The organism is Kitasatospora sp. NPDC034023, from assembly GCF_055575795.1.
Map to the genome: position 1 here is coordinate 36,747 of NZ_JBVIRY010000039.1, position 20,253 is coordinate 56,999.

Genomic DNA, 20,253 nt, shown 5'->3' on the forward strand with positions numbered 1-20,253 from the left:
CCTCGGGTTCGCAATCCGGACAAATCACCTCAAATCTACCGTCGCGCTTTCGCATGACCGCCGTGGGGTTACTACGTGACGTAGTAGCGCGCGCCTTTGCCACCCGTCTCGAGCCCTGCCAAGAATGGCCAGTCGCCAGGCAGCGCGGCCGACCCCCGGTCCGCCGCGCAGCCCGCCCGCCCCGCCGCTTCACCCGGGGCGCCACGGCCGTCCCGGACGGCCGCGCGGGCCCCGCTCACCCGGAGCCCGTGCGATGCCCCGTGCCCGGCAAACCGGCGCGGGCCCCGACGGAGAAGGAACGCCCGCTTCATGCAGCTCAGCCATGCCCGCCGCAACTCCCTGATCACCGGTATCGCCACCCTCGTGGTCGCGAGCGCCGCCACCGCCGCCCTCGCCATCCCGCAGGCCGGGAACACCGTCGAGGCCGCCGCACCCGCGGCCGCCGTCTCGGTGGACGGCAAGCCGGTCACCGACCAGGCCCAGGCTGACACCGCTGCCGCTGCCCAGCAGGCCGCCCAGGCCGCCCAGGCCAAGGCCGACGCGGACGCCGCCGCGCAGGCGCAGGCCCAGGCCCAGGCCCAGGCGCAGGCGCAGGCCGAGGTCGAGGCGAAGGCCCAGGCGGACGCCAAGGCCAGGGCCGACGCCGAGGCCGCCGCCTCCCGCTCCCAGGAGCGTCCGAACCTCGCCGCCGCCTACTCCGGCACCCCGCAGCAGATCGCCGCGCAGATCGTCCCGGCCGGCCAGCTGCAGTGCTTCAGCAACATCGTGTTCCGCGAGAGCAGCTGGAACCCGCTGGCCGTCAACGCCTCCTCCGGCGCCTACGGCCTGGTCCAGGCCCTGCCGGGCTCCAAGATGGCCTCCGCGGGCGCCGACTGGCGCACCAACCCGGCCACCCAGATCAAGTGGGGCCTGGACTACATGAACACCCGCTACGGCAGCCCCTGCGGCGCCTGGTCGTTCTGGCAGGCGCACCACTGGTACTAAGCCGACCCTCCGGCTCGGCTTTCCCGGCTCGGCACTCCCCGCCCGATCCTCCCGGCCCGCGACGCACTCCGCGTCGCGGGCCTTGCGGCATCTGTCGCCTGACGTGGACGCGTCCGGAAGGCGACGTGAAGATATGGCGTACGGTCGTACGATTTGCCGCCAATTGCTCGTAATTACGCACCGTCAGGGCTTTGCCACGGTTCGCGCGCCCTCTTACGCTCCGGCGTCATGCCCTCACCGCTGATCAGCGTCGTACTCTCCGCCTACGACCAGCACAAACAGCTCGCCGATTGCCTGGACTCGCTGCTCGCGCAGTCCCTGGCCGACGTCGAGGTGATCGTGGTCGCCGACCGCTCGCCCGAGACCGCCGGCGAGCTCGCCGACGCGTACGCGGCGCGGCATCCGCGGGTGTCGGCGCTGCACCTGAACGCGTCGGTCGGGGTCGGGGTGGGCCGGAACGCGGGGGCGGCGCGGGCGAGCGGCGAGTACCTGCTGTTCCTCGACGCCGACCACCTGCTGCCCCGGGACGCGCTCCAGACGCTCGCCGACCGGCTCAAGCAGACCGGTCCGGTGGACGTCCTGCTGTTCGGCCACTCCCGCCGCCACCAGGACCGGGACTGGCCGGGCGGGGCCGAGGCGCTGCTCGCCGAGGCCGGCCCCGAGGTGTTCGCGCCGTTCGACCGGCCCGCGCTGTTCGGCGCGCCGCCGCTGAGCTGGGACCGGCTGATCCGCCGCGGCCACTGGGAGGGGCTGGGGCTCGCCTTCCCGACCGGCCGCTACGAGGAGGTCCCGGTGGTGCACGCGGCCCTGCTCGGCGCGCAGAAGGCCGCCGTCCTGCCGCGCGAGTGCGTCCAGCTGCGCCGCCGGGAGACCGTCCACCCGGCCGGCGGGCCCGGCAGCAGCGTCTTCGACCTGTTCGAGCAGTATGAGCGCAGCTTCGCCCTGCTGGAGGACCTGCCGCACCTGTACGCGGTGCGCGACGCGATGTTCGTCCGGATGATCCGGCACTACCTGTTCGTCTTCGACCTCGCCGGCTGCGTCTCCCGGGCCGAGCGGCCGCAGTTCTTCCACCGGGCCGCCGAGCACCACCGCCGCTTCCAGCCGCCGGGCCACCGCCGGCCGGGCGGCCGCGAGGGGATCAAGTTCTCGCTGCTGGCCGGCGGCGCCTACCCGGCGTTCGAAGTCGCCAAGCTCTCCCACATCGCGCGCGGAACCCTCACCGGGCGGAAGTAAGCCGGCTGCGGGGTCGGGCACAGAGTCGGGCGCGGGGTCGACCGGGGGGTCGGGCGCGGAGTCGGGCGCGGAGTCGGTGATCACGGCCGCGGGAGGGTCACCCGACACTCCGTCGGTGGTACCCCCGTCGCGCCCGGTACCCGGGCGGCGCCCCGGCTGCGATCATCGGCGGAGCCGTGTCCGCCGCACCGCCCGGGAGGTCCCTGGTGAGCCGTCCGTCCGCCGTCCCCGGGGCCGCGCTGGCCCGTGAGCTGGCCGCCGTCCTGCGCGGGGAGGTCCGCTTCGGCGCCGCCGAACGGACCGTCTACAGCCACGACGCCTCCAACTACCGGCATCTGCCGCTCGGCGTGGTCAAGCCCGCCGACCCGGACGACGTGCGCACGACGCTGGCGCTGTGCCGCGAGTACCGCGTGCCGGTGGTGCCGCGCGGCGCCGGGACCAGCATCGGCGGGCAGGCGATCGGCCCGGGCGCGGTGGTGCTGGACTTCCGCCGCCACCTCGGCGAGGTCCTGGAGATCGACCCGCAGGCCCGTACCGCGCGCGTGCGGCCCGGCACCGTCCTGGACGACCTCCAGCGCGCCGCCAAACCGTACGGGCTGCGCTTCGGCCCGGACCCGTCCACGCACAGCCGCTGCACCATCGGCGGCATGATCGGCAACGACTCCTGCGGCTCGCACTCGCTCGCCTGGGGGCGCACCACCGACAACGTCGAGCGGCTGGAGCTGCTGCTCGCCGACGGCACCGAGCTGACCGTCGGCGGCCGGCTCGGCTCGCAGGAGCGCGCGGCGCTGCGCGCCCTGCCCGGCCGGGTCGGCGAACTCCACACGCAGCTCCAGGAGTTCACCGACCGCAACCTCGCCACCATCCGCCAGGGGATGCCGCGGCTGCCGCACCGCACCTCCGGCTACCCGCTGGACGCGCTGCTGCCCGAGCACGGCCACGACCTCGCCCGGGCGCTCACCGGCACCGAGGGCACCTGTGCGCTGCTGCTCGGCGCCACCGTCCGCCTCGTCGAGGACCCGCCCGCGCGCGCCCTGGTGGTGGCGGGCTACCCCGACGAGGGCGCCGCCGCCGACGCCGTCCCCGCGCTGCTGCCGTTCGGGCCGCTGACCGCCGAGGGCATGGCGGCCGACCTGATCGCCGCGCTGCTGGCCGCCGGCCCCCGCCCACCCGCGCTGGACCGGCTGCCCGCCGGGGAGTGCTGGCTGTTCCTGGAGACGGGCGGCGCCACCCCGCTGGAGGCCTACCAGGCCGCGCGCCGGCTCGCCGACGCGGTGCGCCGCGAGCGTTCGGCCACCGTCGCCCTGGTCACCGACGCCGCCGAGCAGCGCCAGCTGTGGGCCGTCCGGGAGGCCGGCGCCGGGATCGTCACCCGGCTGCCCGGGGGCGCGGAGGCCTGGCCCGGCTGGGAGGACTCCGCCGTCCCGCCCGAGCGGCTCGGCGACTACCTGCGGGACCTGCGCGCCCTGCTGCGCCGGCACAGCCTGCGCGGCGTCCCGTACGGGCACTTCGGCGACGGCTGCGTGCACCTGCGGATCGACTTCCCGCTGGACCAGCCCCAAGGGGTGCTGGTCTTCCGGGAGTTCCTGGAGCAGGCGGCCGATCTGGCGGTCTCGTACGGCGGTTCGCTCTCCGGCGAGCACGGCGACGGGCAGGCCCGCGCCGAACTGCTGCCACGCATGTACCCGCCTGAAGTCATCGACCTGTTCGGCGAGTTCAAACGGATCTGGGACCCGGAGAACCTGCTCAACCCGGGCGCCCTGGTCGACCCGCGCCCGCTCGACGCCGACCTGCGCTTCGTCACCGCCCCGCGCCGCCCGCTGCCGCTCGCCCTGCCGTACGAGCAGGACGGCGGGAGCCTGGCCAAGGCGGTGCACCGCTGCGTGGGCGTCGCCAAGTGCGTGGACCCGACCACCGGGGTGATGTGCCCGAGCTACATGGCCACCGGCGAGGAACGGCACTCCACCCGGGGCCGGGCGCGGCTGCTCGCCGAGATGCTGCGGGGGGACGCGATCCCCGACGGCTGGCGGTCCGAGGAGGTCCGGGAGGCGCTGGACCTCTGCCTGAGCTGCAAGGGCTGCGCGAGCGACTGCCCGGTGCACGTCGACATGGCGACCTACAAGACGGAGTTCCTGTACCAGCACTACCGGCACCGGCCACGCCCGCGCTCGCACTACTCGATGGGCTGGCTGCCGCTCTGGCTGCGGGCCGTCGCGCTCGCGCCCGGGGCCGCCAACACACTGGCCCGCTCACCGCTCGGCGGGACGCTCAAGCGGCTCGGCGGGATCGACCCGCGCCGGGTGCTGCCGGTGTTCCCGCCGCAGACCTTCACCGCCTGGTACCGGCGGCACCGCGCCACGCACCCGGCACCGGCGGGCGCACGGCCGGTGCTGCTGTGGCCGGACACCTTCTCCGACCACCTGCAGCCGAACGTCCTGCGCTCGGCCGTCGAGGTGCTGGAGCACCTGGGTTTCGACGTCCGGCTGCCCTCGGGCCCGGTCTGCTGCGGCCTCACCTGGCACTCAACCGGCCAACTCGGCACCGCCCGCCGGGTGTTGCGGCGCAGCCTGCGGGTGCTGGCGGCGGACGGGCTCCAGGCCGACACCCCCGTGGTCGGCCTGGACCCCAGCTGCACGGCCACCCTGCGCGAGGACCTGCCCCGGCTGCTCGGCCCGGACGGCCGCCCGCTCGCCGAACGCACCCGCACCTTCGCCGAGTTCATCGACGAGTACGCCCCGGACGCCCCACTCCCGCGGATCCCGCTGGACGCCGTCACCCAGACCCACTGCCACCAGCACGCGGTGCTCGGCAGCGCCGCGGACCGTCGGGTCGAGGCCCGACTGGGCCTGCACAACCGGGTGTTGGATTCCGGCTGCTGCGGGCTGGCGGGTAACTTCGGCTTCGAAAGCGGGCACTTCGAGGTGTCCGAGGCGATCGCCGAGCGGGTGCTGCTGCCCGAGGTCCGGGCGGCCGGGCCGGAGACGGTGGTGCTGGCGGACGGCTTCAGCTGCCGCACCCAGATCGCCCAACTCGCCGACGGCAGGCAGGCGTTGCACCTGGCGGAGCTGATCGCCAGGGAGCTGCGCCACCCCGAGTGACTACGCGCGCCCGGCGAGGAAGGCCCCGACACCACCGGCACCCCGACCTGGTCGGTCCGGTGGACCTGCGCGCGGCGCTCCACCGCCACCTCGACACCCTGGCCGCGCCGACCTCCTGACACCGCGCCAACACCCCCGCCACAATGGCGCGATGACCCTCACCACCGCCGAGGCGGACAAGCTCCTGGCCGACCACTTCGCCCCCTGGGTGCAGGCTCTCGGCCTGTCCGCCGTCGAGACCGGCGAGCGGCACGCCGTGCTGCGGCTGCCCTGGTCCGACCAGCTCGCCCGCGAGGGCGGCGGGCTGTCCGGCCAGGCGCTGATGGCCGCCGCCGACACCGCCTGCGTGGTCGCGATCTCGGCCGCGCGCGGCGGCTTCGGCCCGATGACCACCGTCCAGCAGTCCACCACCTTCCAGCGGGCGGTCGTCGGGCAGGACGTCCTGGTGCACGCCCGGATCACCAAGCTCGGCCGCCGGATCGCCTTCCTCGACATCACCCTCACCCCCGAGGGGGCCGAGGGAACCGAGGAGCCCGCCGCCCACGCCACCACCGTCTACGCCCTGGGCTGACGCCACGGCTGCGGCCCCGCCCGGCGAGGGCGGGGCCACAGCCCGCGTGCGTACGGCGGTTGCGTACGGCGGTGTCAGCTCAGGGCGGTCGGCGAGGGCGCCTCCTCCGCGCAGACCGCCGACACGAACTCGGCCACCCGGGACTGCGGCATACCGCGCGCGATGTCCGCCTCGCTGATCATGCCGACCAGCTTGTGCTCCGGGTGGTTGATCACCGGCAGCCGGCGCACCTGGTACTGCTCCATCACCCGCAGCACCTGTTCGCAGTCCTCGTCGGCCTCCACCGTCATCGGCCGCCCCTGCGCCAGCTCGCCCGCCGTCACCGCCGCCGGGTCACGGCCCTCGGCGACGCAACGCAGCACGATGTCGCGGTCGGTCACGATGCCCAGCAGCTTGTCGCCGGGCCCACAGATGGGCAGGGCGCCCACGTCACGTTCCCGCATGATCCGGGCGGCGGCGGCGAGCGTCTCGTGCTCGCGGATGCACTCCGCGCCCGGGTGCATGATGTCGCTGGCTTTGGTCATGGTCCGCCTCCTGACCTGGCTTCCTGCCCCTGTCCATCGTGGTCCGGGTGTGTGGCCGACGCCACCGGGCGCCGGTCAGGGCTGCGGTTCCGGCTCGGCTCCGGCGCCGCGCCCGGCACTGCCGTCCGGCGATTCCGCGGCCTCCACCGGCGAGCGCTCCAACAGATCATCGAGCCGCGGGAGTTCGTGCGGGGGCGGCTCCTTGTCGAGTTCGACCTCGGAGACCTCCCCGCTCTTCACGGCCTCCTCCGCGGCCTTCGCCCCGGCGGCGACCGCGGCGGCCGTCAGCAGGTTCCGCTGCTGGACCTCGGTCGAGCTGTCCAGGAAGCGCAGCAGTTCCACCGGGAAGGGCAGCACCAGCGTCGAGTTCTTCTCCGCCGCCACCTCCACCACGGTCTGCAGCAGCCGCAGTTGGAGGGCGGCCGGGGTCGCGCTCATCACCGCCGCCGCCGCCGACAGCCGCTCGGAGGCCTGGTACTCGCCGTCCGCCGTGATGATCCGCGCGCGGCGTTCCCGCTCGGCCTCGGCCTGCCGGGCGATCGAGCGCTTCATCGACTCCGGCAGCGCGACGTCCTTGATCTCCACCCGGTCGATCTCGATGCCCCAGCCCAGCGCCGGGCTGTCGATCATCAACTCCAGCCCCTGGTTGATCGGTTCCCGGTTGGCCAGCAGATCGTCCAGCTCGCTCTTGCCGATGATCGAGCGCAGCGAGGTCTGCGCGACCTGGGAGATCGCGAAGTTGTAGTCCTGCACGTTGACCGTCGCCTTGACCGGGTCCACCACGCGGAAGTAGACCACCGCGTCGACCCGCACGGTCACGTTGTCCCGGGTGATGCCCTCCTGCGCCGGGATCGGCATCGTCACGATCTGCACGTTCACCCTGCGCAGCCGGTCCGCGACCGGCATCAGGGCCACCAGCCCGGGCTGGCGCACCTCGGCGCGCACCTTCCCGAATCGGAACACCACGCCCTTCTGGAACTGCTGGACCACCCTGAGGCTCATGGCCGCCCAGAGCGCCCCCAGCCCGGCCAGCCCCCCGAGGACCCCCAGCACCGCATCGACGATCATCGCGGCCTCCTCGCGGCCTGCGCGCACACCGGCGTGTCCGGCCACCGCCGGCCCGGCCGGGCCGGGGGCCACCGGAGCAACTGCCTCCACGCTACGTCTGCCCGGCCGCGGCCGGATCGAACCGGATATACCAGAAGGAAGACGGATATAGCGGGGTGAACCCCTCAGAGCAGGCAGGAACCGTCAGGAACCCCCGAGCCCGACGCGGCCGACCCCCTAGGATCGGGGCCATGCCGCCCACGGCCACGCCGCAGTCCCCCGCCGACGATCCCGGCGACCCCCGCCACCCCGCCGAGGCCGCCGCCCGGGTCACCGGACTGGCCGCCCTGGACCGCGTGGTCACCGGCTGCCGGGCCTGCCCCCGCCTGGTCGCATGGCGCGAGGAGACCGCCCGCACCAAGCGCCGCGCCTACCAGGACTGGGACTACTGGGCCCGGCCGATCCCCGGCTTCGGCCCGCCCGACGCCCCGCTCGTCCTGGTCGGCCTCGCCCCCGCCGCCCACGGCGCCAACCGCACCGGCCGGATCTTCACCGGCGACCCCTCCGGCGACCTGCTCTACGCGGCGCTCCACGACCTCGGGCTCGCCAACCGCCCGCACTCCGTCCGCTACGGCGACGGCCTGGAGCTGTACGGCGTGCGGATCACCGACCCGGTCCGCTGCGCCCCGCCCGACAACAAGCCGAGCACCGCCGAACGCGACACCTGCCGTCCCTGGATCACCCGCGAACTGCAGCTGCTGCGCCCGACCGTACGGACCGTGGTCGCCCTCGGCGGCTTCGCCTGGCAGGCCCTGCTCCCGGTGATCGCGGACGCCGGCTGGCAGGTCCCCCGGCCCAGGCCCGCCTTCGGCCACGCCGCCCGGGTCGACCTTGCCGCCCGTGACGGCGGCCCGCCGCTGCGGCTCTACGGCTGCTACCACGTGAGCCCGCGCAACACGAACACCGGCCGCCTGACCACCACGATGCTGCGCGACCTGCTGCGCGAGGCGGCCCGCTCGGCGGGGCTCAGCCCCGCGTAGCGCGGGCCGCCCGGGCCGAACGGCTACCCGAACCGGGTGAGCTTGCGTTTGCCCGCCCGCTTCCACACCCCCGGCAGACGCTCACGCGCCGCCGCCTCCACGGCGAGCTGGCGGCCGTACAGGGCGCCGTAGCCGAAGCGCTCGGAGGCGGCGACCGGCTGGGCGGCGAGGGTGGCGGCGGCGACCACGGCGTCCTGGTGTTCGCCGAGGACGTCCTGGACGGCCTTCATCCGCCGCACGTAGCGCTCGGCCCGCGCGCCGGCCGCCGGGGTGGCGGTCTCACCGGCGTAGCGGGCGCGCTTGGCGGCCTTGCGGGCGTCGTGGAGGGCGTGGTCGCGGTCCTCGGAGTCGGCGGCGAGGGCCGCCCGGACGCGGCCGGCGGTGCGGTCCTGTTCGCGGGCGGCGATCCGGGACAGCTCGGGAAGGGCGGGACGGGCGGCCCGGCCGCGCAGCGGCGGGTCGGCGAGGAAGGCGGTGAGGGCGTCGCCGAGGGCCCGCCGGCGTGGGCTGTCGAGGGCGGCGGCTACCTCGGGCCGGACCCGGCGGTACTCGGTCTCGCCCCACCGCTCGAGCGCGGCGGCGACCCGCTCCGGCCCGCACTCGGCGGGCAGCTCACGGGCCTGGGCGGCCAGCCGTTCGGCGAGCACCTCGAGGTCGCGCGCGCCGCCGAGGGCGGCGCCCAGCCAGCGCAGCTCCGTGACCAGCTCGTCCGTCGCGCCGGGGGTGAAGAGCCGTCGGAAGGTCCGCAGGGCGCTGCGCAGCCGTCGGCAGGCGACCCGCATCCTGTGCACGGCGTCCGGTTCGTCGGCCCGGACGGCGTCGTCCAGGCCGGCCAGCACCGCTGCCTGGGCCTCGACGCGGGCCAACAGCACCTGCCCCACCGTGGTCTCGGGTTTCGCCATGCGCGTCCATCCCCTCGTCGGGGCCGCCGGGAACTCTTCCCAGGCTAGTCCGGCCGCGGCCGGTGTCGACCCCACGTCCCGTTGAGGGCGCGTCAGGAGTAAGGGCAAGGGCCCATGCGCCCTCGTGCCGGGTGTGAGCGTCATGGCATACTCCGGAGCGTGACGACCTCCACCCATGCGACCAGGGCCCTGCGGGCCGCGGTGTTCACCGCGCTCGCCGTGCCGATGGCCGCGTTGGGCCAGGTGGTCATCACCGGCCGCCCGCTGCCGCTGTCGCTGGTGGCCTCGGCGGGTGTCGCCGTCTTCCTGGTCGCGGCCGCACTGGCCGGCGGGGAGCGGCGGTTGCTGCACATCTCCGCCGTGATGGTCCCGGTCGAGCTGCTGCTCAACACCACGTTCAACCTGGGCCAGACCGGCTGTGGGCCGGTGCTGTCCGCGCAGGTCCCCGCGCGCGGGGTGAACCTGCTGGTCTGCGGCGGCGGTTCGATGGACGGGTCGCTGCTCGCGGGGCCGTTGGGCCACGCCGGGCAGTTGGCGCCCGCCGTGACCCAACTGCTGCTCCTGCTGGTGCACCTGGTGATCGCGCTGGCCGCCGCCGTCTGGCTGCGGCTGGGCGACTCGGCCCTGTCGGGCCTGGCCCGGGCGCTGCGCGCGCTGCGCGAGTCGCTGGCCCGGCCGTTGCGCGCCCTGCTCGTCCTGCTGGTCCCGGCCCCGGCGCGCCCGGTGCTGCGGGTCCCGCTGCCGGTGTCGGACCGCGCGCGGCCACGCCGCGAGGACGTGGTGCTGAGCCCGGCTCCCCGGCGTGGCCCGCCGGCTTTCGCGCCTGCCTGCTGATCGCTTCCGTACCGGGTCCCTCCCGGACGCCGATCGTTTCTTCCGTACCCGGCCGGACCACGGCCCCCGTACGCCCGCAGGCAGTGCGCACGACTCCCGCGTTCCCCCGACCCCGCCGCACCCGGTGCGGTTCCCCGCGCGCACCCGCGCGCCGCGTACAGGAGTTGAATTCCCATGGTTCAGGCCCCCGGCAAGCAGCAGGCCCAGCGCATCAGTGTCCGTGAGCGGATCCAGGAGGCGCAGCGCCGCGAGCAGCAGGCCGCCAAGCGCCGTCAGCGGATCGTCGTGACCGTCTCCGCGGTTGTCGTGCTCGCCCTCGCGGGCGGTGTCGCCGTCGCGATCGACTCGGCCTCGAACAAGGACGACAAGGGCTCCGCGGCCGCCACCTCGGCCGCGCTGGTCGTCCCGGCCAACGCCGGCGGCCCGGACGGCACGGTGATCACCTACGGCAAGGCCGACGCCCCGCACACCATGGAGGTCTACGAGGACTTCCGCTGCCCGATCTGCAAGCACTTCGAGGCGGCGAACGGCGAGACCGTCAAGAAGCTCACCGAGGACGGCCAGATCAAGGTGGAGTTCCACCTGGCGGCCTTCCTGGACAAGAACCTCGGCGGCAAGGGTTCGCGCACCGCGCTGGCCGCCGCGGGCGCCGCGCTGAACGAGGGCGTGGACAAGTTCAAGCAGTTCCACGACGTGCTGTACGCCAACCAGCCGGACGAGCGCGAGGACGGCTTCGGCGACGTCAACCACATCCTGGACCTGGCCGGCCAGGTGCCCGGGCTGAAGACGGACGCCTTCGTGAAGGCGGTCACCGACAAGACCTACGCGCCGTGGGCGGCGAAGGTCGCCGACGCGTTCAACGACAGCGGGGTGACCGGCACTCCGACGGTGCAGGTGGACGGCAAGCCGGTCACGCTGTTCAGCGGCAAGGCCGTGGTCTCGCCGGAGCAGTTCACCGCCCAGGTCAAGCAGGCCGCCGGCCTGTAGTCCAGCCCGTAGTCCGGCCCGTAGTCCGGCCCGTAGTCCGGCCCGTAGTCCGGCCCGTAGCAACGCCCTTCAGCACGGCACCACCGGCCCGGCCGAACTCCCGGCCGGGCCGGCCCCTCCCAGTCAGCCTCCGGAGTGTGCTGCCATGTCCGCCACTGCCACCGTGCACCTCTCCAGTCCCGCTCCCGACGCCGCCGGACGGGCCCCGGTCGGGGCGAGCCGGGCCTACGCGGTCCTGCTGTTCCTCGGCGGCCTGATCGGTCTGGCCGCCTCGGCCGTCCTGACCTTCGACAAGCTCCGCATCCTGGAGAACCCCTCCTACATCCCCAGCTGCAACATCAATCCGGTGATCAGCTGCGGCTCGGTGATGCGCACCGAGCAGGCGGAGGTCTTCGGCTTCCCGAACCCGCTGCTGGGCCTGGCGGCCTTCGGCGCCCTGGCGGCGATCGGGGCGGGGCTGCTCTCCGGTGCCGCGTACCGACGCTGGTTCTGGCTGGGCCTGCACGCGGGCACCGCGCTGGGTGTGGTGTTCGTGCACTGGCTGGTGGACCAGGCGCTGTACGAGATCGGCGCGCTGTGCCCGTACTGCATGGTGGTGTGGGCGACGGTGGCGGCGCTGTTCTGGTACACGACGCTGCACAACCTGCGCAGCGGGGTGATCCCGGTGGGCCCCCGCCTTCGGGTGGTCGTGCGGGAGGCGGCCCGCTACCACTGGGCGCTGCCGGTGCTGTGGGCGGCGGTGATCGCGCTGCTGGTGCTGAACCGGTTCTGGTCCTACTGGAGCACGCTCCTCTGACCGCCCGTCACCCCGCGCGGGCCGTCCTCATCCGAACACCAGCCGGCGGTAGGCGTTGCGCAGGTCGGTCAGCGGCTGGGTGACCCGGTCGTAGTGCACCTTGTTGGTGAGCAGCAGCGCCCAGCGGCCGAGCCGCCGGGAGACCCAGAAACCGGTGCCGGTGAAGCCGTAGTGGACGAAGGTGCCCTCGGCCGGCTCGGTGCCGGGGGCGTACAGCCAGGACAGGCCGCGGGCGGGCCGCAGTCCGCCGGTCTGCTCGCGCAGCGACTCCTCGATCCACGCCCCGCCCCAGGCGAGTCCGGGCGGCGGGGCGAGCACGGCGGTGAGGAAGCGGGCGAGGTCGCGGGCGGTGGAGAAGGCGCCGGCGTTGCCGGAGACGCCGCCGAGCAGCCGGGCCGAGGGGTCGTGGACGACGCCGCGCAGGGGTGCGCCGGCCCGCTCGTCGTACTCGGTGGGGGCCGTGCGGTCGGCGAGCGCGGGGCCGAGCGGCCCGAATCGGGTGTCGGCCATGCCGAGCGGGTGCCAGGCCCAGCGCGCGGCGAGTCGGTCCAGCGGGGCGCCGCCGAGGTCCTCGACCAGGTAGGTGAGCAGGACGGCGGCGCGGTCGGTGTACTCGACGGCGGTGCCGGGCGTCCGGTGCGCCGGTGCGGCGGTCACCCCGGCCCGGATCGCCGCGGGGTCGCGCCCGTAGAGCTGCTCGAAGCGGGTGTACGGGAGCAGCCCGGCCGTGTGGGCGAGGAGGTGCCGGGCGGTCACCGCGCCGGCGGGCCGTCCGGCGGCCGGCGGCCACCAGCGGCCGAGCGGCTCGTCCAGCGGCAGCCGGCCGGACTGCCGGAGCGTCCCGGCGCAGGGCCAGAGTGCGACGATCTTGGTGAGGCTGGCGAGGTCGTACAGCGTGTCCGGCCCGGGCGCGAGCCGCGCGTACGGGCCCTGCCCGAGCACGCCGTGGCTGCCGCCGCCGAGCGTGCCCCCGGCGTCGCCGACGGCCCAGACGGCGCCCGCCCCGACGGTGCGCACGCCCTCGCGGACCAGCCGGTCCAGCTCCCCGCCGGGCGCGGCCAGGGCGGGGAACCGGTCGACTCCGGGTGCTCGGTGGCTCATCCCATCCCCCAGGGCCGGTCGTCAGGGCGACCGGAGCCTACCCGGCCGGGCGGCCGCTCAGACCGCCGCGGCGAGCTCCTTGCCGAGGCAGACGGCCAGCGGGTGGTCCTTGTAGTAGCCGAACTTGCGGACCGCCGTGTAGCCCTCGGACTTGTAGAGCGCGATGGCCTCGGGCTGCTGGGTGCCGGTCTCCAGGATGAACCGGGTACGGCCGGCCTCGACCGCGGTCTGCTCCAGGCGGCGCAGCAGCGCCCTGGCCAGGCCGCGGCCGCGGGCGTCCGGGACGACGAACATCCGCTTCAGCTCGGCGTCGCCCTCGCGCAGCGCGTCCGGGCCGCCGGCCTCCTTGGCCCGCCAGCCGCCGCAGGCGACCGGGCGGCCGTCCAGGTAGGCGATCAGGAACAGCCCGGCCGGCGCGTCGAAGTCCTCGGCGTGCATCTCGGTGAAGTCGGGGTCGCCGTAGCGGCGGACGTACTCCTGCTGCACCTCCGCCGACAGTGCCTGGGCGTCGGCGTGGGCGAAGCCGGTGATGCGGAAGTCGACGGTGCCGGTGTCCTGGGTGGCGGTGGTGTCCATGGTTGAAAAGCCTACGATCTCCGCTCAGCGAGCCTCGAACCGGGCGACCAGGTCCTCCTTGCCGAACATCCGGGCGGTGTCGAGGGCGCTCGGGGTGCCGGCCTGCGGGTCGGCGCCGCCGGCCAGCAGGGCGGCGAGCACGTCCTCGGCGCCCTTGAAGACGGCGCCGGCCAGCGGGGTCTGGCCGCGGTCGTTGGCGAGGTTCGGGTCGGCGCCGTGCCGGAGCAGCGTCTCGACGGTGGCGGCGTGGCCGTGGTACGCGGCGAGCATGACGAGGGTGTCGCCGCGGTCGTTGGTGAGGTCGGCCGGGGCGCCGGCGTCCAGGTAGGCGGCCAGGGTGTCGGTCGCCCCGGCCCGGGCGGCGTCGAAGATCTTCCCGGCCAGCGCGATCACCTCGGCGTCGGGGGCGTCGGGGGCGTCGGGGGCGTCGGCGGGCTGCTGGCTGGCGGCGTCGGTCATGGCGGGCGGCCTTTCCGGTCGGGTCGTCGGGCGGTCTCGGGGCTGCGCCCAGGGCACGGTAGCGGCCGCTGCCGGAGCGGGCCAGCCGGTGTCCGTGATCCGGATGACGGTCGGGGCCCGCGACGACACGCGGCCACGCGGGTCGCGCAGCCATTCGAGCGAACTTCCCGGACCCCCCGGAAGCTTCCCGCCCACCCCCCGGGAATGCCTTGACGCACCGAATCCCACGGCGACCGGTCCCCACCCCCGCCGGTTCGCATACCGCCGTCCGGCGTCCGGAACGGTATTGAACGGCAGAACCACCCATTTGCCCCGTTCCATCATCTATTACTTTTTGTCACGATTAACGCACTTTCCGTAACACCCCCCGCTTGTCCCCCCTCCCGAGGAGCGGATCGTGATCCTCTCGATTTCCGGCATCGTCCTGTTTGGCACCATCGCCTTTCTCTTCTTCCGCCGGGACGGACTGAAGGTCTCCCACGCCATCGTCTGCGCCCTGCTCGGCTTCTACATCGCCGGCTCGTCGATCGCCCCCAGCATCACCGCGGGCGGCGCCAGCCTCGCGAGCCTGCTCAGCGGCATCAGGTTCTAGCCGCTGCCACTCCCCCGTACCGGCCCGGGCGCGGATCCCACCGCCCCCGGGCCCCGTCGTACCCCACTTCCGCACCCCGCCCGTCGCACCCCACCCGTCCCAACCGTCCCACTCGCCCGGGGAGTCAAGGAATGCCGCTCCACCGCCACCTCAGCAAGGGCCGCGAGATCGCCCGGACCGCCGGGGACCACGCCTCCGACATGTTCGCCCCGCTCTCCGTCATCGGGCGCGGCATGCGCCACCACGTCGCCTGGGCCAAGGGCCGCTGGCAGGCCACCCCCAAGGAGCGCCGCGGTCCGACGGTCTTCCTGACCGCCGCGATGCTGGTCGGCATCTACCTGCTGCCGCACGGCCTGCTGTTCGCCCTGATCGCCCTGATGGCCAGCGCCGCCTGGGCCGGCCGGGGCCCCAAGGGGCCGTCCGCCCCGCCCGCGCCGGACGTCGCCGACGTCAAGCTCGGCGCCCTCTACGCCGCGCTCACCCCGTACCTGTGCGGCCCCGAGGACGCCAACCCGCTGTACCACTTCGAGGGCAGCTACAAGAACGCCTTCGGCTCCTGGGAGTTCGACGGCGAGGGCCGGCTCTCCCGGCTGGAGCTCGACTACCCGGCCTACTTCACCGACACCGAGCCGGCCGCCCGGGCCCGGATCGAGCAGGTCGTCCAGGGCAAGGCGGGCCGGGCCCGCGAGTACCGCTTCGACTGGGACGAGGAGTCCAACCGGCTGCGGATCGCCGCACTCGCCCCGCTGCCCACCGACGTCGTCGCCCAGCGCTTCGTGGCCGCCCCCGGCGAGATCGTGCTGGGCTTCACCGACGAGGACGGCTCCGCCCGGACCATCCCGGTCACCCAGGGCGGCACGACCGTCCCGCAGCCGCCGGTGGTCTGGCGCACCGGCCCGCGCTCCTCCGAGCCGCACCTGCTGGCGCTCGGCGTCACCGGCTACGGCACGTCCAGCCTGCTCCGCTCGATCGCGCTGCAGGCCCTCCCGTACGCCGACCTGGTGGTGGTCGACGGCGCGGGCACCGGGGAGCACGCCTGCCTGGTGAACCGGCCCGGCGTGCACACCGTGGAGACCAGCCTGCACGGCGCGCTGGCCGCCCTGGAGTGGGCCGCCCAGGAGACCGACCGCCGGCTCACCGCGCTCAACGCCGCCCGGCACGCCGGCTCCGCCCCGCCCGAGGACGCCACCCGGCCGCTCTGGCTGCTGCTGGACCACCCGACCGAGCTGAGCGAGCTCGCCCAGGCCGAGGGCCGCCCCGACCCCCAGGACCTGCTGGAGCTCCCGCTGCGGCACGGCCGGGCCGCCCGGGTCACCGTGGTGATCGCCGACGACATGGAGGCCCGGGACCGGATCACCCCGACCGTCCGCGCCACCACCCGGGCCCGCGTGGTGCTCGGCCCGGCCGGCCCGGACGACAGCCGCGCCGCGCTCGGCGCACCGCTGGACATCGTGCCCGCCGCACAGGCCCCGGTCGGCCGCGGCTACGCTCGGATCGGCAACGGCACCCCGGTCCGGCTGCAGGTGCCCGCCACCGTCGACCCGCTGGACGACGAGGCCCCGGCCCAGCTGCGGGACGCGGTCATCGCCCTGCTGCCGCACCGCGACACCCGCACCGAGGCGGCCGCCGGCGTGCCGCCCCGCCCGGAGCGCCCGCCGCTGGTCGCCCCCGCCGATCCGGCCCCGCAGTCCCGTCCGGTCGACCTGGCCAAGGGCGAACCGATGATCCGCTCGCGCCCGATCTCCTGACCCGCCACGGCTCCGGATCGGGTCGGGGCCGGGGGCGGCGGAGGCTGTCGAAACCCGTCCCGGTAGGCTCGTCACAGAAAGTCCGCACGATCACCAGATGTGAAATAGGTGACACCTGGGGTGATATCACCGGCCAGATGTGACAAATCGGGCGCAGGTGGGTACAAACAGGGGCGGCACAACAGACGACGCATGTCCCGGGACGGGAATCTTCGTCGGAAGCCGAGCGTTGACCGAACGACGAAGAACAGCGACCACTAGTCCTGTGGGCCATAAGCCCGGGAGGCACGATTCATGAGCGAGCGAGCTCTCCGCGGCACGCGACTCGGGGCCACTAGCTACGAGACCGACCGTGGTATCGATCTGGCTCCCCGCCAGACCGTCGAGTACGCATGTCAGAACGGACACCGATTCGAGGTTCCTTTCTCGGTCGAGGCGGAGATCCCCTCGACCTGGGAATGTCGCTTCTGTGGCCAGGAAGCAGCACTTCTCGACGGTGACGAGCCGGAGGAGAAGAAGACCAAGCCGACGCGCACCCATTGGGACATGCTGATGGAGCGCCGGACGCGCGAGGAGCTGGAGGAGGTGCTGGCCGAGCGGCTGGCCGTGCTCCGCTCCGGAGGGATGAACCTCGCGGTACACCCGCGGGACACCCGCAAGAGCGCCTGACATCGCTCCCGCCCCGCGCGGGAGGACGCGAAAAGGGACCCTGGTTTCCAGGGTCCCTTTCGCGTTGTCCACGCTCGGGTGGCTGACGGCTCGGGTGGCTCGGCTGAGGCTCAGGGCCAACTGGCCCGCGGCCGGGTGGCCCCGAGCCGGCCCCGTCCGAGGGGCCGACGGCCCGCGTCAGCCGGTGATCGGCGGACGGTAGGTGGTGTCCGGGCCCTGCGGGCCGCGGGGGCCGGCCTCCGGCTCGACGACCTCGCCCTGGATCACCTTGCCGTCCGGGCGGTGGATGCGCAGCTGCTCCTGCAGCCGCACGGCGTCCGCGAGCGGGCCGGCGCCGACGACGCCGGTGCTGTGCAGCGCCTTGTCGGTGAGCCGGCGCCCGGCCGCCCGCCACAGCGCCCGGGTGGGCGGGAACAGCAGGGTCAGGGCCACCAGGTCCGACAGGAAGCCGGGGACGATCAGCAGGACGCCCGCCAGCACCGTCATGCTGGTGCCGGTCTGCGGCTGCTCGGACTGCGGGTCCTTGCTCTGCTCGATCGCCGCCGACAGCGCCTTCAGCCCGGCCCTCTTGATCACCGAGCCGCCGATCAGGGCGCCCGCGATGAGCAGCAGCAGGACGGTGAGCCCGCCCAGCCACGAGCCGACCTGGACCAGCAGCCAGATCTCCAGCACCAGCCAGGCGGTGATCAGCAACGGCAGCACCCGGCGGAGCCTTCCGCGCGGGGCCGGACGGGTGGGGGCAGCTTGCTGGGTCACGGTACGAATCCACTCCAGGCGGTGCTCTGCGCGCCGCACGGGAGGTCCGGGCCGGCTACGGCACCACCTGGTCCAACGAATCCTGCTCGGCCGGTGTTCCGGCGGCGGCCTTCCTGCGGCGTCCGACCAGCACTCCGGCGGCGCAGGCCAGCAGGCCGCCGATCGCCAGCGTCCACTCCGGGGCGACGCCGACCCGGTCGGCCACCGTGGTGCCGTCGCGCAGCGGGACGGTCGCCGACAGCTCGGCGGGGGTCAGCTCCTCGGTGCGCTGCTGGACGGTGCCGTCCGGGGAGATCACCGCGCTGATGCCGCTGGTGGCGGCGATCAGCACCGCCCGGCCGTGTTCGACGGCCCGCAGCCGGCTCATCGCGAGCTGCTGCTCGGGCTGCCCGGTCCTGGCGTAGGTCGCGTTGTTGGTCTGGACGACCAGGACGCGGGCGCCGCTGTCCACGGTGTCGCGGACGATCTCGTCGTAGGCCACCTCGAAGCAGATGACGTCGCCGATCCGGGCCGGGCCGAGCTGCATCACGCCGTTGTGGTCGCCGGGGTAGAAGTCCCGGGCGACCCGCTGGAGGCGGGTGATCACCTTCATCAGCTGGGCGCGGAAGGGGACGTACTCGCCGAACGGGACGGGGTGCTGCTTGGTGTAGGAGGCGCCGGGGCCGGTCTGCGGGTCCCAGACGATGCCCTCGTTCTGGACGTGCTGCGCGTCCGGGCCGTCCACCAGGGTGCCGACCAGGGTGGGCACGCCGACCGCCTTGACGGCCTCGTCGATGCGCTCCCGGGCCAGTGGGTCGCTGAACGGGTCGAGGTCGGAGGAGTTCTCCGGCCAGATCACGACGTCGGGGCGCTCGACCTTGCCGGCCGCGATGTCGGCGGCGAGGCGCTCGGTGGCCGAGGCGTGGTTGTTGAGGACCATCATCGGGCGGCCGAGGAAGTCCATGCCCGGGTTGGGCACGTTGCCCTGGACGATGGCGACCTTCACGGTGTCGGCCGCGGCGGTGGGCACCGGGACGAGGTAGCCGCAGAGCAGCGCGGCGACCGCGCCGAGCGCCGCCAGCGCGGCCGCCTTCGGGGCCTTGGCCGGCCCGCGCAGGCGCAGGACGGCCCAGGCGAGCAGGGCGCCGGAGAGGGCGACCGCGAAGGTCACCAGCGGCGCGCCGCCGAGCGCGGCCAGCGGGGTGTACGGGGTGGCGGTGTTGGCGAAGGCGAGCCGGCCCCAGGGGAAGCCGCCGAGCGGCAGCCGGTCACGGGCCCATTCCTGGGTGATCCAGAGGCAGGCCGCCCACAGCGGCCAGCCGGGCAGCCGGGAGGTGACGGCCAGTGCGCCGCCGAGCAGGGCCAGGAACAGCGCCTCGACGACGGACAGCCCGACCGTGGCGTCCCAGCCGACCACCCGCAGCCAGCTGAGCAGCATCAGGAAGAACGGCAGGCCGAAGGCGAAGCCCGTCCACAGGCCCTCGCGGAAGGTGCGGCCCCGGGTGAGCAGCGAGAGCGCGGCGACGCCGAGCAGGGACAGCGGCCAGAGGTCGTACGGCGGGAAGGCGAGGGCGAGCAGCAGGCCGGCCAGCGCCGCCAGGCCCGTCCGGGGCAGCCCGGCCCGCACCTTGGCGACGGCACGGGCGCCGCGGCCCGGTCGGGGCGCCGGCTCCTGGGACTCGGGTGCGGTCCCGGACCGCTCCTGGGTGACGGGAATGGCCACCGGCGCACCATCTTCCTGGGGCTTGCTGTTCGGACGCTGTGCGAAGAAGGTACCCCGGAACGACGGTGGGACGTGCGGTGAGGGTGGTAGGGCCCGGCCGTACCCGCGGCCCCTCGCGTGGTCAGCGCTCGGAGTAGCGGACCGGGCCCAACGGCCAGTGCCCGGCGAGCCAGGCGGAGACGGCTCGGTACAGGGGGGCGTCCAGGTGGGCCCGGTCGGCGCGGACCCAGGAGCTGACGGTGACCGCGGCCGGGTCCTCGCGGTCCGGGTAGATGTAGACGCAGCCGATCACCTCGTCCCGGTCCGGCTCCAGGACGGTGTAGGTGAAGCCGGTGCGCGCGGCGAAGTCGGCGGCGTGGCGGCGCAGGTCGGCGAGGTTGCGCTCCGGCGGCATCCCGTCGGTGGGCGGCCAGTCCCGGCCGACGAAGCCGGGGGTGGCCCGGATGTGGTCGATGCTGCCGGTCCAGGCGGCGTGGTCGGAGGCGTTGTGCTGCTCGCCCAGGGGTTCCAGGCGGAACTCCGGGGCGAGCAGCTCGCGTGGGACGGCGAAGTCCGCGGGTACCAGCGGGTGGGTCGTCATGGTGATCAACCTACGGGGCGGTGCGCCGCCGCTTCACCTCGTTATCGCTGGTGG

21 protein-coding genes are annotated in these 20,253 nt (G+C 74.4%); 12 read left to right on the forward strand and 9 right to left on the reverse strand.

Features of this window, described 5'->3' with window-relative positions; all coding sequences use genetic code 11:
* The first annotated feature begins 309 nt into the window (after window positions 1-309).
* The 5 genes from ACZ52R_RS36235 (at window position 310) to ACZ52R_RS36255 (ending at window position 5,886) form a co-directional block, all read left to right on the forward strand.
* Window positions 310-984: an aggregation-promoting factor C-terminal-like domain-containing protein gene (locus tag ACZ52R_RS36235; RefSeq protein WP_465754957.1), complete on the forward strand. Its 675-nt coding sequence runs from the start codon at window positions 310-312 to the stop codon at window positions 982-984.
* A 228-nt stretch (window positions 985-1,212) separates the two neighbouring features.
* Window positions 1,213-2,217, forward strand: a complete 1,005-nt coding sequence (locus tag ACZ52R_RS36240; RefSeq protein ID WP_465624931.1) for a glycosyltransferase family 2 protein — start codon at window positions 1,213-1,215, stop codon at window positions 2,215-2,217.
* A 206-nt stretch (window positions 2,218-2,423) separates the two neighbouring features.
* The gene (locus ACZ52R_RS36245) at window positions 2,424-5,315 is read left to right on the forward strand and encodes an FAD-binding and (Fe-S)-binding domain-containing protein (protein ID WP_465754958.1); all 2,892 of its coding nucleotides are present in this window, start codon (window positions 2,424-2,426) and stop codon (window positions 5,313-5,315) included.
* Window positions 5,312-5,434, forward strand: coding sequence for a hypothetical protein (locus ACZ52R_RS36250; RefSeq protein WP_465754959.1), 123 nt, complete (start codon window positions 5,312-5,314; stop codon window positions 5,432-5,434). The genes ACZ52R_RS36245 and ACZ52R_RS36250 overlap by 4 nt, the downstream gene beginning before the upstream one ends.
* Before the next feature lie 32 nt (window positions 5,435-5,466).
* Window positions 5,467-5,886: a PaaI family thioesterase gene (locus ACZ52R_RS36255; protein ID WP_465624927.1), complete on the forward strand. Its 420-nt coding sequence runs from the start codon at window positions 5,467-5,469 to the stop codon at window positions 5,884-5,886.
* Between the two features lie 74 nt (window positions 5,887-5,960).
* Here the strand turns inward: ACZ52R_RS36255 and ACZ52R_RS36260 are convergent, their stop codons facing one another.
* Window positions 5,961-6,410 carry a CBS domain-containing protein gene (locus tag ACZ52R_RS36260; RefSeq protein ID WP_360491684.1) on the reverse strand — a complete coding sequence of 150 codons (450 nt, stop codon included), beginning with the start codon at window positions 6,408-6,410 and terminating at the stop codon, window positions 5,961-5,963.
* A gap of 75 nt (window positions 6,411-6,485) precedes the next feature.
* On the reverse strand, window positions 6,486-7,478 hold the full coding sequence (locus tag ACZ52R_RS36265) for a slipin family protein (protein ID WP_465624925.1): 993 nt from the start codon (window positions 7,476-7,478) through the stop codon (window positions 6,486-6,488).
* Between the two features lie 230 nt (window positions 7,479-7,708).
* On the opposite strand from ACZ52R_RS36265, the gene ACZ52R_RS36270 reads away from it, so the two are divergent.
* Window positions 7,709-8,497: a uracil-DNA glycosylase gene (locus tag ACZ52R_RS36270; protein WP_465624923.1), complete on the forward strand. Its 789-nt coding sequence runs from the start codon at window positions 7,709-7,711 to the stop codon at window positions 8,495-8,497.
* A 23-nt stretch (window positions 8,498-8,520) separates the two neighbouring features.
* On the opposite strand, the gene ACZ52R_RS36275 is transcribed toward ACZ52R_RS36270, so the two are convergent.
* Window positions 8,521-9,399 (reverse strand): CHAD domain-containing protein, encoded by an 879-nt coding sequence (locus ACZ52R_RS36275; RefSeq protein WP_465624921.1) that lies wholly within the window; start codon window positions 9,397-9,399, stop codon window positions 8,521-8,523.
* Between the two features lie 159 nt (window positions 9,400-9,558).
* Between ACZ52R_RS36275 and ACZ52R_RS36280 the strand changes: the two genes are divergently transcribed.
* The 3 genes from ACZ52R_RS36280 to ACZ52R_RS36290 all read left to right on the forward strand — a co-directional run bounded on the left by ACZ52R_RS36280 (window position 9,559) and on the right by ACZ52R_RS36290 (window position 12,016).
* Window positions 9,559-10,233 carry a hypothetical protein gene (locus ACZ52R_RS36280; protein ID WP_465754960.1) on the forward strand — a complete coding sequence of 225 codons (675 nt, stop codon included), beginning with the start codon at window positions 9,559-9,561 and terminating at the stop codon, window positions 10,231-10,233.
* Window positions 10,234-10,407: 174 nt separating this feature from the next.
* Window positions 10,408-11,220 carry a DsbA family protein gene (locus tag ACZ52R_RS36285; protein ID WP_360491699.1) on the forward strand — a complete coding sequence of 271 codons (813 nt, stop codon included), beginning with the start codon at window positions 10,408-10,410 and terminating at the stop codon, window positions 11,218-11,220.
* Window positions 11,221-11,365: 145 nt separating this feature from the next.
* Window positions 11,366-12,016 carry a vitamin K epoxide reductase family protein gene (locus ACZ52R_RS36290; protein ID WP_465754961.1) on the forward strand — a complete coding sequence of 217 codons (651 nt, stop codon included), beginning with the start codon at window positions 11,366-11,368 and terminating at the stop codon, window positions 12,014-12,016.
* A 27-nt stretch (window positions 12,017-12,043) separates the two neighbouring features.
* On the opposite strand, the gene ACZ52R_RS36295 is transcribed toward ACZ52R_RS36290, so the two are convergent.
* Genes ACZ52R_RS36295 through ACZ52R_RS36305 form a run of 3 tightly spaced genes read right to left on the reverse strand, consistent with a single transcriptional unit; the run spans window position 12,044 to window position 14,152 of the window.
* A complete protein-coding gene (locus ACZ52R_RS36295; RefSeq protein ID WP_465624917.1) occupies window positions 12,044-13,117 on the reverse strand; it encodes a serine hydrolase domain-containing protein in 1,074 nt (357 codons plus the stop codon).
* A gap of 57 nt (window positions 13,118-13,174) precedes the next feature.
* Window positions 13,175-13,693: a GNAT family N-acetyltransferase gene (locus tag ACZ52R_RS36300; protein WP_360491708.1), complete on the reverse strand. Its 519-nt coding sequence runs from the start codon at window positions 13,691-13,693 to the stop codon at window positions 13,175-13,177.
* Window positions 13,694-13,717: 24 nt separating this feature from the next.
* Window positions 13,718-14,152, reverse strand: a complete 435-nt coding sequence (locus tag ACZ52R_RS36305) for an ankyrin repeat domain-containing protein (protein WP_465754962.1) — start codon at window positions 14,150-14,152, stop codon at window positions 13,718-13,720.
* A gap of 397 nt (window positions 14,153-14,549) precedes the next feature.
* Between ACZ52R_RS36305 and ACZ52R_RS36310 the strand changes: the two genes are divergently transcribed.
* The 3 genes from ACZ52R_RS36310 to ACZ52R_RS36320 all read left to right on the forward strand — a co-directional run bounded on the left by ACZ52R_RS36310 (window position 14,550) and on the right by ACZ52R_RS36320 (window position 17,161).
* Window positions 14,550-14,744: a hypothetical protein gene (locus ACZ52R_RS36310; protein WP_188300502.1), complete on the forward strand. Its 195-nt coding sequence runs from the start codon at window positions 14,550-14,552 to the stop codon at window positions 14,742-14,744.
* Between the two features lie 131 nt (window positions 14,745-14,875).
* A complete protein-coding gene (locus ACZ52R_RS36315; RefSeq protein ID WP_465754963.1) occupies window positions 14,876-16,492 on the forward strand; it encodes a hypothetical protein in 1,617 nt (538 codons plus the stop codon).
* Window positions 16,493-16,786: 294 nt separating this feature from the next.
* Window positions 16,787-17,161, forward strand: a complete 375-nt coding sequence (locus ACZ52R_RS36320; protein WP_188300504.1) for an RNA polymerase-binding protein RbpA — start codon at window positions 16,787-16,789, stop codon at window positions 17,159-17,161.
* A 177-nt stretch (window positions 17,162-17,338) separates the two neighbouring features.
* On the opposite strand, the gene fxsA is transcribed toward ACZ52R_RS36320, so the two are convergent.
* From fxsA to ACZ52R_RS36335, 3 genes are all read right to left on the reverse strand, one after another.
* A complete protein-coding gene (gene fxsA, locus ACZ52R_RS36325; protein ID WP_465624910.1) occupies window positions 17,339-17,917 on the reverse strand; it encodes an FxsA family membrane protein in 579 nt (192 codons plus the stop codon).
* Window positions 17,918-17,972: 55 nt separating this feature from the next.
* A complete protein-coding gene (lnt, locus tag ACZ52R_RS36330) occupies window positions 17,973-19,619 on the reverse strand; it encodes an apolipoprotein N-acyltransferase (RefSeq protein WP_465624908.1) in 1,647 nt (548 codons plus the stop codon).
* Window positions 19,620-19,740: 121 nt separating this feature from the next.
* Entirely contained in the window at window positions 19,741-20,199 is a 459-nt protein-coding gene (locus tag ACZ52R_RS36335; protein ID WP_465624906.1) for a GNAT family N-acetyltransferase, read from the reverse strand.
* Window positions 20,200-20,253: the final 54 nt, after the last annotated feature.